This window comes from Pseudomonas sp. FW306-02-D09B, assembly GCF_058782685.1.
This window is the reverse complement of the sequence record NZ_JBYSXY010000001.1, coordinates 887026-901306: the sequence shown is the minus strand read 5'-3', so window position 1 is coordinate 901306 and position 14281 is coordinate 887026. Positions and strand designations below refer to the sequence as shown.

Annotated in this window: 14 protein-coding genes; all 14 read right to left on the bottom strand. The window is 61.3% G+C overall.

Annotation, left to right across the window (positions count from 1 at the left end; genetic code table 11):
- Positions 1-70: 70 nt before the first annotated feature.
- The gene (locus AC3WK5_RS04090) at positions 71-1213 is read right to left on the bottom strand and encodes an FAD-dependent monooxygenase (protein WP_103314399.1); all 1143 of its coding nucleotides are present in this window, start codon (positions 1211-1213) and stop codon (positions 71-73) included.
- Between the two features lie 13 nt (positions 1214-1226).
- Positions 1227-2192, bottom strand: coding sequence for a VOC family protein (locus tag AC3WK5_RS04085; RefSeq protein ID WP_103314400.1), 966 nt, complete (start codon positions 2190-2192; stop codon positions 1227-1229).
- Positions 2189-3685, bottom strand: coding sequence for an aldehyde dehydrogenase (locus tag AC3WK5_RS04080; protein ID WP_054597065.1), 1497 nt, complete (start codon positions 3683-3685; stop codon positions 2189-2191). Before AC3WK5_RS04080 ends, AC3WK5_RS04085 begins: the two co-directional genes overlap by 4 nt.
- Positions 3686-3695: 10 nt before the next feature.
- Positions 3696-4499, bottom strand: coding sequence for an aspartate dehydrogenase (locus tag AC3WK5_RS04075; protein ID WP_054597066.1), 804 nt, complete (start codon positions 4497-4499; stop codon positions 3696-3698).
- A 10-nt stretch (positions 4500-4509) separates the two neighbouring features.
- The gene (locus tag AC3WK5_RS04070) at positions 4510-6192 is read right to left on the bottom strand and encodes a thiamine pyrophosphate-binding protein (protein WP_103314401.1); all 1683 of its coding nucleotides are present in this window, start codon (positions 6190-6192) and stop codon (positions 4510-4512) included.
- Positions 6185-6982, bottom strand: a complete 798-nt coding sequence (locus AC3WK5_RS04065; RefSeq protein WP_103314402.1) for an SDR family oxidoreductase — start codon at positions 6980-6982, stop codon at positions 6185-6187. Before AC3WK5_RS04065 ends, AC3WK5_RS04070 begins: the two co-directional genes overlap by 8 nt.
- Position 6983: 1 nt before the next feature.
- Entirely contained in the window at positions 6984-7820 is an 837-nt protein-coding gene (locus AC3WK5_RS04060; protein ID WP_103314403.1) for an IclR family transcriptional regulator, read from the bottom strand.
- Entirely contained in the window at positions 7817-8701 is an 885-nt protein-coding gene (locus AC3WK5_RS04055) for an alpha/beta fold hydrolase (RefSeq protein ID WP_054597069.1), read from the bottom strand. The genes AC3WK5_RS04060 and AC3WK5_RS04055 overlap by 4 nt, the downstream gene beginning before the upstream one ends.
- Positions 8702-8705: 4 nt before the next feature.
- Positions 8706-9281 carry a cupin domain-containing protein gene (locus tag AC3WK5_RS04050; protein WP_103314404.1) on the bottom strand — a complete coding sequence of 192 codons (576 nt, stop codon included), beginning with the start codon at positions 9279-9281 and terminating at the stop codon, positions 8706-8708.
- Between the two features lie 13 nt (positions 9282-9294).
- On the bottom strand, positions 9295-10062 hold the full coding sequence (locus AC3WK5_RS04045; RefSeq protein WP_173859995.1) for an SDR family oxidoreductase: 768 nt from the start codon (positions 10060-10062) through the stop codon (positions 9295-9297).
- A complete protein-coding gene (locus AC3WK5_RS04040; RefSeq protein WP_054597071.1) occupies positions 10059-10835 on the bottom strand; it encodes an ABC transporter permease in 777 nt (258 codons plus the stop codon). The genes AC3WK5_RS04045 and AC3WK5_RS04040 overlap by 4 nt, the downstream gene beginning before the upstream one ends.
- 28 nt (positions 10836-10863) lie before the next feature.
- Positions 10864-11865: an ABC transporter substrate-binding protein gene (locus AC3WK5_RS04035; protein ID WP_054597072.1), complete on the bottom strand. Its 1002-nt coding sequence runs from the start codon at positions 11863-11865 to the stop codon at positions 10864-10866.
- A gap of 39 nt (positions 11866-11904) precedes the next feature.
- Complete coding sequence (locus AC3WK5_RS04030) at positions 11905-12741, bottom strand: ABC transporter ATP-binding protein (protein WP_054598309.1); 837 nt, start codon at positions 12739-12741, stop codon at positions 11905-11907.
- 350 nt (positions 12742-13091) lie between these two features.
- Positions 13092-14150 carry a LacI family DNA-binding transcriptional regulator gene (locus AC3WK5_RS04025; protein ID WP_103314405.1) on the bottom strand — a complete coding sequence of 353 codons (1059 nt, stop codon included), beginning with the start codon at positions 14148-14150 and terminating at the stop codon, positions 13092-13094.
- Positions 14151-14281 lie beyond the last annotated feature (131 nt).

Below are 14281 nucleotides of genomic sequence, written 5' to 3'. Positions count from 1 at the left end.
CCCGTTCGCAGATCATTTCGCGCACGGGGATAAAGTCATACGCTGGGAAGCATTCGCTGCTGAATATGTCCTAGGCCGCGCTTGATGTCGGCACGGCCCAGGCGTCGTAGCCATACACCCAGTCGGCATTGCCACCGTCCTTGAGCCATTGATTGCCGCGCGAACCGATCTGTATCTGGCTGGTGCGCTGCAGTCGTGCCTGCTGGTAAGCGAGCAGTCCGTCAGCGATCTGCGAGGTGCAGGTCAGGTCTTGCAGGTGGCGAGCGAGCACCACCGCATCCTCGATAGCCTGGCCGGCGCCCTGAGCCATGAACGGCATCATTGGATGGCAGGCATCGCCTAGCAAGGTCATCGAACCCTTGGACCAGAACGGCAGCGGATCACGCTCATACAACGCGGTCTTGAGCACTTCGGTGCACGCGTCGAGCAGGGCGCGAGCATCCGGATGGAAGTCCTGATAGTGGCTGCGCAACTCGTCGACATCGCCGGCGCTGGTCCAGGATTCTTCATGCCAGCTGTCCTGGGCCGTGGTGGCGAAGATGAAGATGTCCCGGCCCTGATTCAGGGGAAAGGTCACGATCTGGCTTTGCGGGGTCGGTCCCCACCACTTGGTGAACGCTTGAATGTTCGGCACATGGGCCACGCACTCGGCCGGGACGACGGCACGGTAGGCAACCACACCGGTAAAGCGCGGTTGTTCATCACCGAACAGCGCATTGCGCACCACCGAATGGATGCCATCAGCACCGATCAGCAGGTCGGTGACGTGGTGGCTGCCATCCTTGAAGCGCAACTCGATACCGTCGGCGGTTTGCAGGACTTGCTCGGCGCGTTTACCAAACTGCACCTGATCTGGAGGAAAGACGTCCGCCAGCACGGCAAGCAGGTCGGCACGATGAATGGTCAGTTGTGGCGCACCGTATTTATGTTCGGCGGTATCGGACATCTCCAGGCGCGAGGTTTCCTCGCCGCTGTCCCACATACGGCTGATCCGATGCGTTGGACGCGCGGCCGGGATTCGCACCGCGGCGCCAACACCCAGACCGTCCAGGGCGCGTACGGCATTGGGTGTCAGGTTGATATCGGCACCAACCCGCAAGAAGGCTTTCGACTGTTCGAATACGGTGACGTTATGGCCCGCGCGGAGCAGCGCAATAGCGGCGGTCAAACCGCCGATACCGGCACCGGCAATCGCGATATTCAGTGAAGACATGGGCTACTCCTGCTCAGGATTTCGGTTTGTCGGTAAGGAACTTGCCTTGCGGCGCTTCGACATGTTGCTGGCGTCGGGTATTGCCATCGATGCCGCCGGCAATCGCCCATTCGGCAAACATCGTCGGGCCAGGCTCAAAGGCGCGCGGCTGCCATTCGCCGGTCAGTTGGTCTTCATCGGCGTAGTACTCGACCAGCGCGCCGGCCGGGTTCTTGAAGTACCAGAAAAACGCCGAAGACACCGGGTGCCGACCGGGGCCGATTTCCGTTGCCCAGCCGCTGCGGGAGATGTGCATGCCGCCGCCGAATACTTCGTGCACGTCGCGCACGGTGAAGGCGACGTGGTTCAGGCCCGCACGAGGGGCGGGCAGTTGCAGCATGAACAGGTCGTGGTGACCGCCTTCTTCGGCAGTGCGCAGGAAGGCTCCGCGATCCGGATAGCGGTCGGAGGCCTGGAAGCCAAAACGCTCGTGATAGAAAGCTTCGCAGGCGTTCACGTCTTTGACGAAAAACACCACATGACCGACTTCGATCGGCGTGGCGCGCTCGTAGATCGGCGCGGCCTTGTTGATCCGGCCTTTGGTTTGCCAGGTGTTGTGGCCGCTGCACTCGATCTCCAGTTCGCGCTTGCGGGTCACTTGCAGGCGGATCGCCAGGCCATTGGGGTCGGTGCAACCGATACGGCCATTGGCATTGATGAAACCCGGATCCTGAGCGATGCGCTGGCTGTAGAGCGCAAGATCAGCCGCGCTTTCAACCCCCCAGACCACTTCGCGTACCGTCGAACCGGCTTCGATGGCGGGCGGCAGGCCTGCCTTGTTGATGTCGGCGAGCACCACTCGGCAGCCGTTGAGGGTTTCGAAGATCACCTCGTCGGCTTGCTCGCTGACTTTTTTAAGGCCCCAATCGCTGAAAAAACGCGCACTGGTGTCGAGGTCCTCGACGCCGTAAGTGACTTCATCAATGCCTAAGACGCTCATAACCCTACCTCTTGTTGCACACCGGCCCAGGCCAGTGGCTGTTCATTCATGCCCCAATAAAGGCTCTTCTGTTCCATGTATTGCAGGATGCCGAGGCGACCTTTTTCTCGGCCCAGGCCACTGTCGCGCCAGCCGCCGAAGGGGGTGGAAATCGAGAATTGTTTGTAGGTGTTGATCCACACCGTGCCGGCCTGGATTTTTCGACCCAGCGCCCAGGCGCGTTTGTAGTCGCGCGTCCAGATACCGGCGGCGAGGGCATACAAACTGTCGTTGGCCTGTTCGATTAATTGCGCTTCGTCATCAAACGGCATGGCCACCAGCACCGGTCCGAAGATTTCTTCCTGGCAGACCTGTTGGCTGTTGTTCAAACCTTCGAGGATGGTCGGTGGGTAGTAATAGCCCTGGTCGTAAACACCACCGCTCGGACGTTGGCCACCGAGCAGCAAACGTCCACCTTCGGCCAGCCCCAGCGCGACGTAGCGCTCGACCGACTCACGGTGGCCGGCGCTGATCAGCGGGCCCATTTGCGTGCGCTCATCCGCCGGATCGCCGACACGCAGTTCGGCTGCCGCCGCTACCAGACGCGCCATGAACGGCTCGTACAGAGCACGGGCGACGAATAACCGCGAACCGGCGATACAGGCTTCGCCCGAAGAACTGAAGATGCCGTACAGCACACCCGCCACGGCATGGTCGAGGTCGGCGTCATCGAGAACGATGGTCGGTGATTTACCGCCCAGCTCCAGCGACACCGGCATCATCTTGTCTGCGGCGATGTGGGCTATGTGTTTGCCGGTTTTAGTGCCGCCGGTGAACGACACGCGCTTGACCAGAGGATGACGGGTCAACGCATCGCCGAGCAGCGAGCCCTTGCCAGGCAGCACACTGAGCAGACCTTTCGGCAATCCGGCGTCTTCGCAGATGCGCGCCAGTTGCAAGGCCATCAATGGGGTGATTTCCGCCGGTTTGATCACCACCGCATTGCCGGCAGCGAGCGCCGGAGCGACTTTCTGCGCTTCGCTGGCAATCGGTGAGTTCCACGGCGTGATCGCGGCGATGACCCCCATCGGCTCGTAAACACTCATGCTGACGAAATCACCCCGCGATGGCGTGATGGTTTCTTCGAGGGTTTCACAGGCGGCGGCGAAGAACTGGAAAGTTCCGGCGGCGCTGGCGACCAGAGCACGGGTTTCGTTGATCGGTTTGCCGTTGTCCTGACGCTGCAATTGCGCCAGTTCTTCGCTGCGCTGACGGATCAGCTCGGCAATGCGATACAGCACGCTGGCCCGTTCGTGGGGTTTGCGCTGTGCCCAGCCGCTGTGCAAAAACGCCTGGTGGGCGCCGTGCACGGCGTCCTCGACGTCTTCGACACTGGCGGCATTGAGCCAGGCAACCGCTTCGCCGGTGGCGGGGTAGCGTGTGGCGTAGCGCTCGCCGCGACCCAGTCGCCATTCGCCGGCAATGCAGATCGGTAAAGTCTGTTCGAGAGTCATCGACGGTCCCCTAAATCGAAATTGCATGGGCGTGGTTGCCCAAGGCGCGGACGACGCTGTAGACGGTCAGCGCCGAGGTCTTCGGGTTGGCCAGCAGCGGCTTGCCACGCAAACTCAATTCGAAACCGCCAAAGGCGCCGCGCGCTTCGAAGTGATGGACGTTTTCCTCGCTCAGTGGGTCGGCGATCAGCGTCACGTGGGTGCGATCGAGGCCGAGCCCGGCCAGCGACAAGGTTGCGGCGACGTTGGCGTTTTTTGGATAAAGGCGTGCCGCTTCGCGGGCGCTGCCCTGAAAAATCACCGTGGCTTCGGTAATGCTGTCCAGATCACAGGCCTGTTCGGCGGGGGTGTTTTTCCAGGCGCGTGCCGGTTTGCGACCGGTGTAATTGACCGAATCCAGTCCGCCGACCTTGGCCGCGGACAAGGCGTCGATGCCACCGATGGCACCAGGCAGCAATTCGATGCGGGTCTGGCCACGTTCTGCCGCTGCTTCAAGGCGTTCGACCAGGCCGACTTCGGACAGCGCACCGACCGAGACGATCAGGCACGCAATGCCACGCTCCAGCGCTGGCAGCACATGTTCTTCGATAGCCCGGTGGCCGGCGCACTCGACCAGCAGGTCGGGGCGGGCGTCGGCTGGCAACGCGGTCAGCACCTGCGGCGGCTGTTTGAAACACGCCAGCCGCTGGCGCACCAGTTCTTCGGAACCGGCCGAGGCGATGACATAATCAACGCACAGCTGCGGGTCCTTCTCCAGTAACTCGAGCACGCCGACGCCAATGGCGCCGCAGCCGATCATGGTGATATGCAACATGACGAAGTCCTCAAGCCGTGGCTTTCTGCGCTTTGGTTTCGCTGTTGGGCGGACCGGCAAACTGGGTGGCGAAGCTGCCGACGCTGAGCATGTCGACTTCCAGCAGGAACGGCCCGGGTTGAGCCAGTGCGCTGTCGACGACGCTGCCGAAATCCTTCAGGTCGGTCACGAGGCCGTGGCGCAGGTTCAGCGATTCAGACAGCTTGGAATAGTCCGGCGTGTGCAGGTCGACGTAGCAGTGACGGCTGCCATAGACCGCGTCCTGAATGTTGCGGATCACGCCGTAACGCTGATCGTTCATCAGCAGAATCACCACGTTGGCCTTTTCCTGCACCAGCGTCGCCAGCTCGCCGAGGTTGAGAATGAAACCGCCGTCACCGGCCAGGGCGAAGACCTTGCGTTCAGGCGCCGTTTGCGCAGCAGCCACCGCGGCACCAATACCCATCGACAGTCCCTGGCCAATGCCGCCGCCCAGCGCATGCACGCCTGCGCGCGGATGGAACAGGGTCAGCAGGCGGTTGCCCCAGATGCTGTTGGACAGCGTGACGTCGCGAACCCAGGAAAAATTGCGCCCGGTAAGGGCTTGCAGTTGCTCGACCATGGCCGAGTACGGGCCAAGGTCGGCCATCAGTTGGGTGCGGGACTTTTCGCGGACGTCCTTGAGTTCGGCGAGGAACATCGGGTCGATCTGCAGGCGACCTTCGAGACGGTCGGCCAGGCCTTCGAGGGCCAGCGCCGAATCACCGCAGATGAACAGCTCGCTGTTGTAGCTGCGACCTTCGATGGCCGGGTTGGCGTCGATACGCAGGGTATTGCGGGGCAATTTCAGCGAGTACTTGAACGTCTCGTTGCTGCGCAGGCGCGAACCGGCGATCAGCAGGGCATCGCAGCTTTGCAGGAACTGCTCGACCCGTTTGTTTTGCGAGAACGCGCCAAGGCAGCGTTCGTCATCTTCGTTGACCACACCGCGGCCCTGGGTCGAGGTGATCACGCCGACGCCCATGTCCAGCAGGCGTTTGACTTGAGGCCCGGCATGTCGTGCGCCGCCGCCAAGCCACAGCAATGGACGTGTGGCCGTGACCAGACGCTCGGCGACCAGGTCCAGCGCTTCGGGCGCGGGCACGGCAACCGGAATCGGCAGGGGCGACAGGTCGGTCGGCATCGGGATAAAGGTCGACTGGATATCGATCGGGATTTCCACGCTGACCGGCCCGGTAGGCGCGGTCAACGCGGTTTGCACGGCCAGCTTCAGGGTGCTGATGGCGGTTTCGACGCTGCGCACACGGAACGCGGCCTTCGAGACAGCCTTGAGCATGGTCAATTGGTCACGCGCTTCGTGGATGTACGCGAACTCTTGATCCAGGTACGGCGTTTCGATCTGTCCGGTAATGTGCAGCAGCGGCGTGCCGGCGGTCAGGGCTTCGACCATGGCCCCGGCGGCGTTACCGGCCGCGGTACCGGTGGACGTCAGGCAGACGCCCAGACCACCGGTGGTGCGGGCATAGGCGTCTGCCATGTTGGTGGCGCCGGCTTCACCACGGGCCATGACGAAGCGGATGTTGCCCCGAACGGCGAACGCATCGAGGATCGGCATGTTGTGGATCGAGATCACGCCGAATGCGGCTTTGACGTCGCATTGTTCGAGAAACGCGGTGATGGCAGCGCCAACGGTGACAGTATTTTCATTACGCATGGCGGGACAGGCCTCCAGAAACATCGATATGGCTGCCTGTGGTGTAAGCCGACAGAGGCGAGGCCAGAAACAGGATCGCGCGGGCCGCTTCAATCGGCAGGCCCAGACGCCCCAAGGGAATGTGTTTGCGTTGCGCCAGTTGGGCGGTCCATTGGGTCCAGTCAAGATCCCGCTCTTCGCGGGCTTCAAAACGTCGGCGCCATTGCCCGGACTCAACCAGGCCAATGAGAATGCCGTTGACCCGAATGCCTTCACCGGCAAATTCGGTGGCCATCGAACGCACCAGGTTCATGACCCCGGCGCGAGCGGCCGAGGTGGCGACCATGTGCGGTTCCGGCTGGCTGGCCAGTAGCGAATTGACGCAGACGATGGCCGCGTTCGCCTGGCTTTCAAGCTGTGTCTTGAATGCGCGGACCGGGTTGATCACCGAGAAGAATTTCAAGTGCAACTCTTCGGTCCAGGCGCTATCGGTGGTGTCGGCGAAGGTCGACACCCGACCTTGTCCGGCGTTGTTGATCAGCACGCTGGCCGGCCCCAGTGCGGCCAGGCTGGCGGCGGCAAAGGCGTTGACCGAGTCCGCGTCGAGCACATTGCACACGTGGGCCAGCAACCGTGCCTCGGGGAAGCGTTGACGCAATCCGGCTTCGGCACTGTGCAGGCGATTTTCGTCGCGACCGCAGAAGGCCACGGCTGCGCCGGCTTCGAGCAACAGCTCGACGCAGGCCAGGCCAATCCCCGAAGAGCCGCCAGTGACGATTGCGGTGCTGTCTTGCAGTTGATAGAGACTCATCTCAATCCCTCATCAAGGCCGTTACGCGGTTCTGGCCGTCGTGGGCGGTAGCGCTGTTGTAGTCGAGCAACCGCGACAGCTCGTCGGCACTGCGACGCACCTGCAGGAGCAATTCGTTGAAGTTGACGTGACCGATCTGAACGGTCGGAATCGTCACGCCCAGTGCAGCGACGATATGCCCGGTCTGATCGCGCACCGGGGCGGCGACGGTCGAAATCGCTGACTCGAAGAAACCTTCGCTACTGACGAAACCGCGCTGACGGTCGGCTTGAACCATGTCAAACAGCTCCAGCACGGTTTTCGGCGTGCAGGGCGAGAACTGCTCCAGGTGATCTTCCGGGTACAGTTCACGCAATTCGGCCAGCGACAGGTCTTCGAGCAGGATGCGCCCCAGGACAGTGGCGTGGGCGGGGAGGCGAGTGCCGACATTCACCGCGTTGGAGAACACCGACGGTGGTGAGACTTTGGCCACGTAGACGATCGAGCGGCCGTCGCGCACCACCAGATTGCTCGGGTAGTTGAGGCGGTCGCACAAACGGGCCAGCAGCGGTTGGCCGAGTTCGGTCAGCTCCAGCGAGGCCAGGTACTCGAAGCCCAGGCGCAGCACCGACATGCCGAGGCGGTATTCATTGCCGCTGCGGGTGACAAACCCCATGGTTTCCAGTGTCGTCAGCAGGCGAAATATCGTCGAGCGCGGCAGTGCCAGACGCCGGGCCAGTTCCGGCGCGGTCAACGTGCGATTGCGCCGGCTGAACTCGCAGAGCAGCAGCAATCCGCGCTCCAGGCCCGGCACGATGTACTTGTCCTGAGCATCCTTCAGCAGATCTGAATCGTTCATAGCGATGCACCTGTCAGGGATTCTTTGATGGCAAAGGCCAAGCGGCCCGCCACCACACAAGGTTGTTCGATGGGGCTGGCATGCCCGGCATCGGTAATCAGGTTGAACGTGCCTCCCAAGGCCTTGGCCAGGGTCAGGCAGTTTTCGGGCGCGGTGATGCCGTCGGCTTCGCCGCAATGCACTTCGCAAGGCATCGACAGTGGCGCGTGCCGCAGCAGGTCCTCGCTGCACAGCAGTTCTATGGCCTGGCGATAGCCATCGGGATTGAGCCGGGCCATGTTCCACTGCACCCAGGCGTGTGCCTTTGGGCTGGCAGTGGGCGAAAGCATGTAGGCGCTGCGTTGTTCGGCCATGCGTTGAATGCCCAGTTGTTCCAGGGCTTGCAGGCGTTTGCTGCGCACTTCCTGGCGCTGCAAGGCGCGCGATGGATGACCGTAGCCCCGGGCCGGACTGATCAACACCAGCCGGCTGATCCGCTGTTGGTGCACGCCGCTGGCGAACGCTGTGGCAGTAATCGCCCCGAGCGAGTGACCGACCAGCACACAGCGCTGGATGCCTAGCGCATCGAGCATCTGCAGCAGTCGTTCGGCGTAGTCCGAAGCGTCGGGGGCCAGCGATCTCAGCGGCGTGGAGTCACCGTAGCCGGGAGCGTCCCAGGCAATCACATGTGCGCTCTGGCCAAGCGCTTGCGCCACCTCTAACCACGACGCCGAGCCCGAGCCGATCCCGTGCAACAACACAATCGCCGGCCCGGTTCCGCATTCGCGAAAGGCCTGGCGACCGCCAGCGATCCCCAGCGTACGCAAAGGAAAGTGCAGGGCCAGCTGCGCCTGAAGGTCAGCCGTGAGCGGCGGGACGAGATTATCGATGGCGTACGACATGGGCTTATCCGCGCTTGATCGAGGCCAGAGGGTGTTCTGGCGGGTAGGTCGGGGTCAGCGGTTTTTTCGCACCGAGCATCACGCACATCAGCGCATCTTCATCGCCGATGTTGATCTCTTCGCGGTACACGCCCGGTGGCACGGAAATGACGTCACGGTCGGTCAGGATCGTTTCGAAGCGCTCACCGTCCTTTTCGATCACCACTTTGAGTTTGCCGCGCAGCACGAAGAACACTTCTTCAACGTCGGTGTGCAGGTGCGGCGGGCCTTCGTGACCGGCCGGAATCACCATGGTGGAGAACGTGAAGTTCTCCGAGGGAATGGTGTTCATGTCGGTGCTGATACCGGTGCCGCCGGTACCGATGTAACGCATTTGTGCGCGGCGGAATTTCGGGTCGTAGTCGGCCTGGAATTTCAGCGCGTTCCAATCGTACTGACGCGTTTCGTAGCGGGCGATACGGGTGTTCATCCAGCTTTCGAGGTCACTGCCGGCCGGCTGTTCCCAGCTTTTCGGGGCGTCTTGCTGCTCAGATGAATGTGCAGATGAGTGTGCAGATGAGTATGCAGATAGATTAGTCATGGCAGTCTCCTGATCAAGGCATTACGAACCCGCCGTTGACCGGCAGGGTTTGTCCAGTGATGAAACGGGCGAGGTCGGACAGCGCGAAGAGCACGGCGCCGCTGACGTCCTCGGGGAGTTGCGGGCGTTGAATGGCCCGCTGCTCGTTGTACAAACGGTGACGTGCTTCAGGCACATAGGCGGTGGCTTCGACCAGCACCAGGCCAGGTGCGATGGCGTTGACCGTGATGTTGTCGGTACCCAGTTCGCGGGCCAGGCTGCGGGTCATGGCGATGATTGCGCCCTTGCTTGCGACATACGCCAGCAGGTTCGGCGCGCCCCACAGCGGCGTGTCGGATGCCAGGTTGACGATGGCGCCATGACCGCTGGCGCGCAGGGCCGGCAGGCACGCCTTGGTCATCAGCCAGGTGCCGCGGACATTGACGTGCATGACCTGATCCCAGGTATCGAGGCTCAGCTCTTCGCACGTCTTGCCACCGGAATTGGTGATCGAGGCGTTGTTCACCAGACCGTCGAGGCCACCCAGCAGCCGGGTGGTTTCAGCCACGCAGGTGTCGATCGAGTCGGGTTGCGCCAGATCGACGGCCACGCCATGAACGGTCAGGCCTTCGGCGACCAGCTCGGCGGCCGATTGCTGAACACGCTCGGCGAGAATGTCGGCGATCACCACGTGGGCACCGGCCCGGCCGATGGCCTGGGCAAAGGCATAACCCAACCCGCGGGCGCCACCGGTGACCAGCACCCGACGGCCTTCGAGCAAACGATTGAGGGTCGTCATCATTGGGTACTCAGCATGGCTTTGGGCATGTAGTGCAGGACGCGTTTCTCGGTCCAGACCACCGCGCCATAAGCAAGTACACCGATCAGCGTGAGCATGACGATGGCCACGAACACACCCGCGGTATTGCCCTGGCCTTCGGCATCGACCAGCAGGAAGCCCAGGCCCTGGTTGCCACCGACCAGTTCACCGACGGTGACGCCGATCACGGCCAGGGTCGACGCTATGCGCAGGCCGGAGAACAGTGCGGCCATGGCCGAAGGGAATTCCACCAGGCGAAAGATCTGCCAGCGGCTGGCGTTCATCGTCCGGACGAGGTTGATCATGTCCGGGTCAACGGTGCGGATCGCCGACAGTACGTTGATCATCACCGGGAAGAACACGATCAGGATGGCGATCAGGATCTTCGGATAGATGGTGTAGCCCAGCCACATGACAAATAGCGGAGCGAAGGCGACTTTCGGGGCGATTTGCAGCGCCAGAATGTAGGGCGACAGCATGGCTTCGGCGGCGGGCGAGAGTCCCAGCGAGACACCGATGGCCACGCCGAGCAGGGCTCCCAGACCGAAGCCGACAATGATTTCGAACGCGGTAATCAGCGTGTGTTGCAGCAGACCCCCGGTTTGCCACATCACCAGGCTTTCCTGGGCCACACGGCTCAGTTGCGGCATGACGAATTCGGGCATGCCGAGCAGTCCCGGGCCCCACTGCCAGAGCACCAGGAACAGGATCAGCAGTGCAACGCTGCCCAGCACGGAGTTATTAAGGTTTTTCATCGTGTCGGTACCTTGTTGTCACTCGCCGTTATTGCGCGGCTGTTTGGGTGTCGATGAATTGATTGGTGTACAGCTCGTCGAGTTTTGGCTCATGGCTGACGATGCCTTCGCTGACATAGAACTGACGGACCGCTTCAAGTCGTGCCGGATCGATTCGGCCCAGAACGGCCTGATTGGCATAGACATGCTCGACGTAGAGCCTGAAGATTTTCTCCAGCGACGCTTCCTTGCCGGCATAGGCGGGGACAGCCTTGGCGAAGGTGACCGCGGCGGCTTTGGGGTCCTGAATGATGTCGCGCATGCCTTGCAGGGTGGCCTGGACCACGCCGCGAACAATCTCGGGGTGATGCTCGATGGCATCGTCGGAAGCGAGGATCGCCTGGGCCATGCTCTCGAAAATCTGCGATTGAGGGATCAGCTTGATCTTCGCGCCGGCTTCTTCGGCATTGACCACCCAGTCCGGCACGCCGGCCATTGCCTGGGCTTTGTCGGCCGAGAACAACTGCCATACGCCAGAAGGCCCGGCTGCCTGAATGTTCACATCGTTTTTGCTCAGGCCGGCTCGGCGTAGAGAGGCGAGCAAGGCGTAGTAGGTGGTGTCCGAGTAGGACATCACGGTCATCGTCTTGCCTTTGAGGTCGGTGATCGAGTTGATGTTTTCGGCTGCATTGGTGGCAATCATCGTCACGCCGCCGGCGCCCAGCACCGCGACGGCGCGCACTGGAATACCGTTGGCCCGCACCACAATCGGGGTATCACCCAGAGCACCGCCGAGCATGGCGTTACCGGCACCGATCTGTTTCGCCACATCCACACCGCCCTTGGCAGCGATGAAGGTCATGTTCAGGTTCTGGGCGGCGTAGTAACCCTTCTGCTGCGCGATGATCCACGGGGCGAACGCCGGCAGGTTCGGCGGCGCCGGCAACAAGTAAGTCACGTCGGTCGACTGCGCCTGGGCGGCGAAAGCCATGCCCAGGCCGAGCGCGATACCGGTGACCTGGCTGAAGCGTTGAAACAGAGACTTGAACATGCGTACTCCTGATTCGGTTGATGGCCACAACGGCGTTGATCAATGCAGTTCGGTGTCTTCGCCGACTTGCAGCAACTCCATCAGGCGACCGACCAGCGGGCCGATTTCCGGCAGCTTGCGGCGCTCCAACGGGTTGTCACGAAACGGCAAATCGACAGTGATCTCTTCGATGATGGTGCCCGGGCGGGCACTCATGACCAGCAGCCGGTCGGACATGGCAATGGCTTCGATCAGGTCATGGGTAATGAACAGAGCGGTTTTCTTTTCATCGAACAGCATCCGCGCCATGTCCTGCTGCAGGATCATCTTGGTCTGCGCATCGAGGGCCGAGAACGGTTCGTCGAGGAACAGCACTTGCGGGTCGATGGCCAGGGTGCGAGCCAGGGCAGCGCGTTGACGCATGCCACCCGACAGCTGGAACGGGTAGTGGTCGGCAAAGCCTTGCAGGTGGCAACGATCGAGCAGATCTTTGGCTACGGCCTGACGCTTGGCCGCCGGCACACCTTGAATTTCCAGACCCAGTTCGACATTGCGACGAATGCTGCGCCATGGCATCAGCAGGTCTTTTTGCAGCATGAACGCGACCTGACGGACCGGGCCGGTGACCGCTTCACCAGCGACGAAGACCTCGCCTTCGGTCGGCCGATACAGCCCGGAGCCCATATTGAGAATGGTGCTCTTGCCGCAACCGGAAGGGCCGATGATCGACACCACTTCACCGCGGCGAATCTTGAAGTTGACCTCGCGAATGGCAAATGGCGCTTCGGACTTTCCTTTGGCCGGGAAACATTTGCCGACATTGCGAAATTCAATTTCGGTGGGCTCCTGATCTTCCTTGGGAGCGGGCTTATTCCATTGAGGGGCGATGGCGTACATCTCGTTCACAGCCATTGGAAAGGGTCTCTGGTCTGTTTTATAGGTGATACGTTGTTTAGTGCATGAACAATGCCAGAGACTTGCCAAGTTGGTTTTTTGTTTAAAACTCCTTTCTTATTAATGAGTTACTGAAAATTCAGTATTTATTGGGTGTTTCATATATAAAACGTGGTTTCTTATATGGCACGAAATTGCACGTTGAATGTGTAGGGCAGGGGGAATTACGAGAAGGGGGCGCTTTTATAGGTAACGCCGGATGCGAGGAAATGACGGATTTGTTTTAAATATGAAACGAACTGCTGAATGTGCGTTGTGCAGTTGAGAGTTTCGTTCCTGTTATCGCTTGGTCTCTAAACGCTTTCAGACACGTCAATCTGAAGTGCGAGCATGAGCTTCGTGGCGATGGCTGACGATGGGTCTATCGCTGCATCCACCATCACGTTCACGGCAGTCTGCGCCAGTGCCACGACGGGATGCGACAGTACGGCTTGAATAATGCCGTCACGCAGGGCCGCTTGGGTGATGGGTGTCAGGTCGTGGCATACAACTGTGGGAAGCGCGACGTTCTGGGCTTTCAGTTCGCGCAGGGCGTTGATGACGCCCTCGATACCGCCGCCGGCCACGTACAAGCCGACAAGGTTGGGCTGACTGCTCAGGAGGTCGAGCGTGCCGGCATAGGCGAACTCTTCGTCCTCCAGGGTGAGGCGCGTTGCCAATAGCTCCCAGTCCTGGGATTGCTCCGCAAGAAAGGAGCGCACGCTCATTTCGCACAGTTCCTGGCACTGAAAACGCTGCGTTCCTACCATCACCGCCACAGGCCCCGCGTGGGGCGCCAGGTTCTTGATGAACCAACCAGCCGTGCGCCCCATTGACCGGTTGTCGACACCGACATAGCTGGCACCGGCCGACGCACTCAGCTCGGAAACCAGGGCAACAACGGGGATGCCGGCGGCACGCAACTGCACCATCGCTTCGCGCACGGCGGGATGATCTGCCGCCACCACACCCAGAGCGTCGACCTCTCCTTGTAGCTTGAGGATGCGTTGTGCGGTGGCGGCCGGGGCGAGGTCATCGATGTAATGAATCATCACCCGAACCTGGGCGCGGATGCTGGATGCCGCTGCCTCGGCCAAGGCCTTGGCCAGCCCTTGATAAAACGCCACGCCACGCTTTTGCAGCAGGAACCCCAGGCGTACGGTTGGTCGCTGCTGAAGCAGGCGTTGCTCGATCACATTGCGACCGTAGAAGCCCAGCCGGGCAGCAGCTTCGGCAATGCGCCGCGCAGTATCGGCGCGAACGTTGGCACGCAGATTCATCACCCGATCCACGGTGGACAGGCTAACGCCGGCGGCCTCGGCGACATCTTCCATGGTTGAACGACGGCCGGCCGGGTGATGGGTCTCTGACATGAAATGAAAGGCTCTTTAATGTTTTTGATGGGTTCTGACAGGTATGGCTGCAGGACTATAGCAGTCGTGCACCCTGGCAACTTAGGATTTCTCCGAGCGAAACAGCACCACTCATAACAACAATCATCGGA

Coding starts and splice junctions, on each gene's coding strand:
- AC3WK5_RS04030 (WP_054598309.1), bottom strand. CDS start 12,741: ATGTACGCCATCGCCCCTCAATGGAATAAGCCCGCTCCCAAGGAAGAT.
- AC3WK5_RS04040 (WP_054597071.1), bottom strand. CDS start 10,835: ATGAAAAACCTTAATAACTCCGTGCTGGGCAGCGTTGCACTGCTGATC.
- AC3WK5_RS04070 (WP_103314401.1), bottom strand. CDS start 6,192: ATGCGTAATGAAAATACTGTCACCGTTGGCGCTGCCATCACCGCGTTT.
- AC3WK5_RS04060 (WP_103314403.1), bottom strand. CDS start 7,820: ATGAACGATTCAGATCTGCTGAAGGATGCTCAGGACAAGTACATCGTG.
- AC3WK5_RS04090 (WP_103314399.1), bottom strand. CDS start 1,213: ATGTCTTCACTGAATATCGCGATTGCCGGTGCCGGTATCGGCGGTTTG.
- AC3WK5_RS04025 (WP_103314405.1), bottom strand. CDS start 14,150: ATGTCAGAGACCCATCACCCGGCCGGCCGTCGTTCAACCATGGAAGAT.
- AC3WK5_RS04085 (WP_103314400.1), bottom strand. CDS start 2,192: ATGAGCGTCTTAGGCATTGATGAAGTCACTTACGGCGTCGAGGACCTC.
- AC3WK5_RS04050 (WP_103314404.1), bottom strand. CDS start 9,281: ATGACTAATCTATCTGCATACTCATCTGCACACTCATCTGCACATTCA.
- AC3WK5_RS04045 (WP_173859995.1), bottom strand. CDS start 10,062: ATGATGACGACCCTCAATCGTTTGCTCGAAGGCCGTCGGGTGCTGGTC.
- AC3WK5_RS04035 (WP_054597072.1), bottom strand. CDS start 11,865: ATGTTCAAGTCTCTGTTTCAACGCTTCAGCCAGGTCACCGGTATCGCG.
- AC3WK5_RS04055 (WP_054597069.1), bottom strand. CDS start 8,701: ATGTCGTACGCCATCGATAATCTCGTCCCGCCGCTCACGGCTGACCTT.
- AC3WK5_RS04080 (WP_054597065.1), bottom strand. CDS start 3,685: ATGACTCTCGAACAGACTTTACCGATCTGCATTGCCGGCGAATGGCGA.
- AC3WK5_RS04075 (WP_054597066.1), bottom strand. CDS start 4,499: ATGTTGCATATCACCATGATCGGCTGCGGCGCCATTGGCGTCGGCGTG.
- AC3WK5_RS04065 (WP_103314402.1), bottom strand. CDS start 6,982: ATGAGTCTCTATCAACTGCAAGACAGCACCGCAATCGTCACTGGCGGC.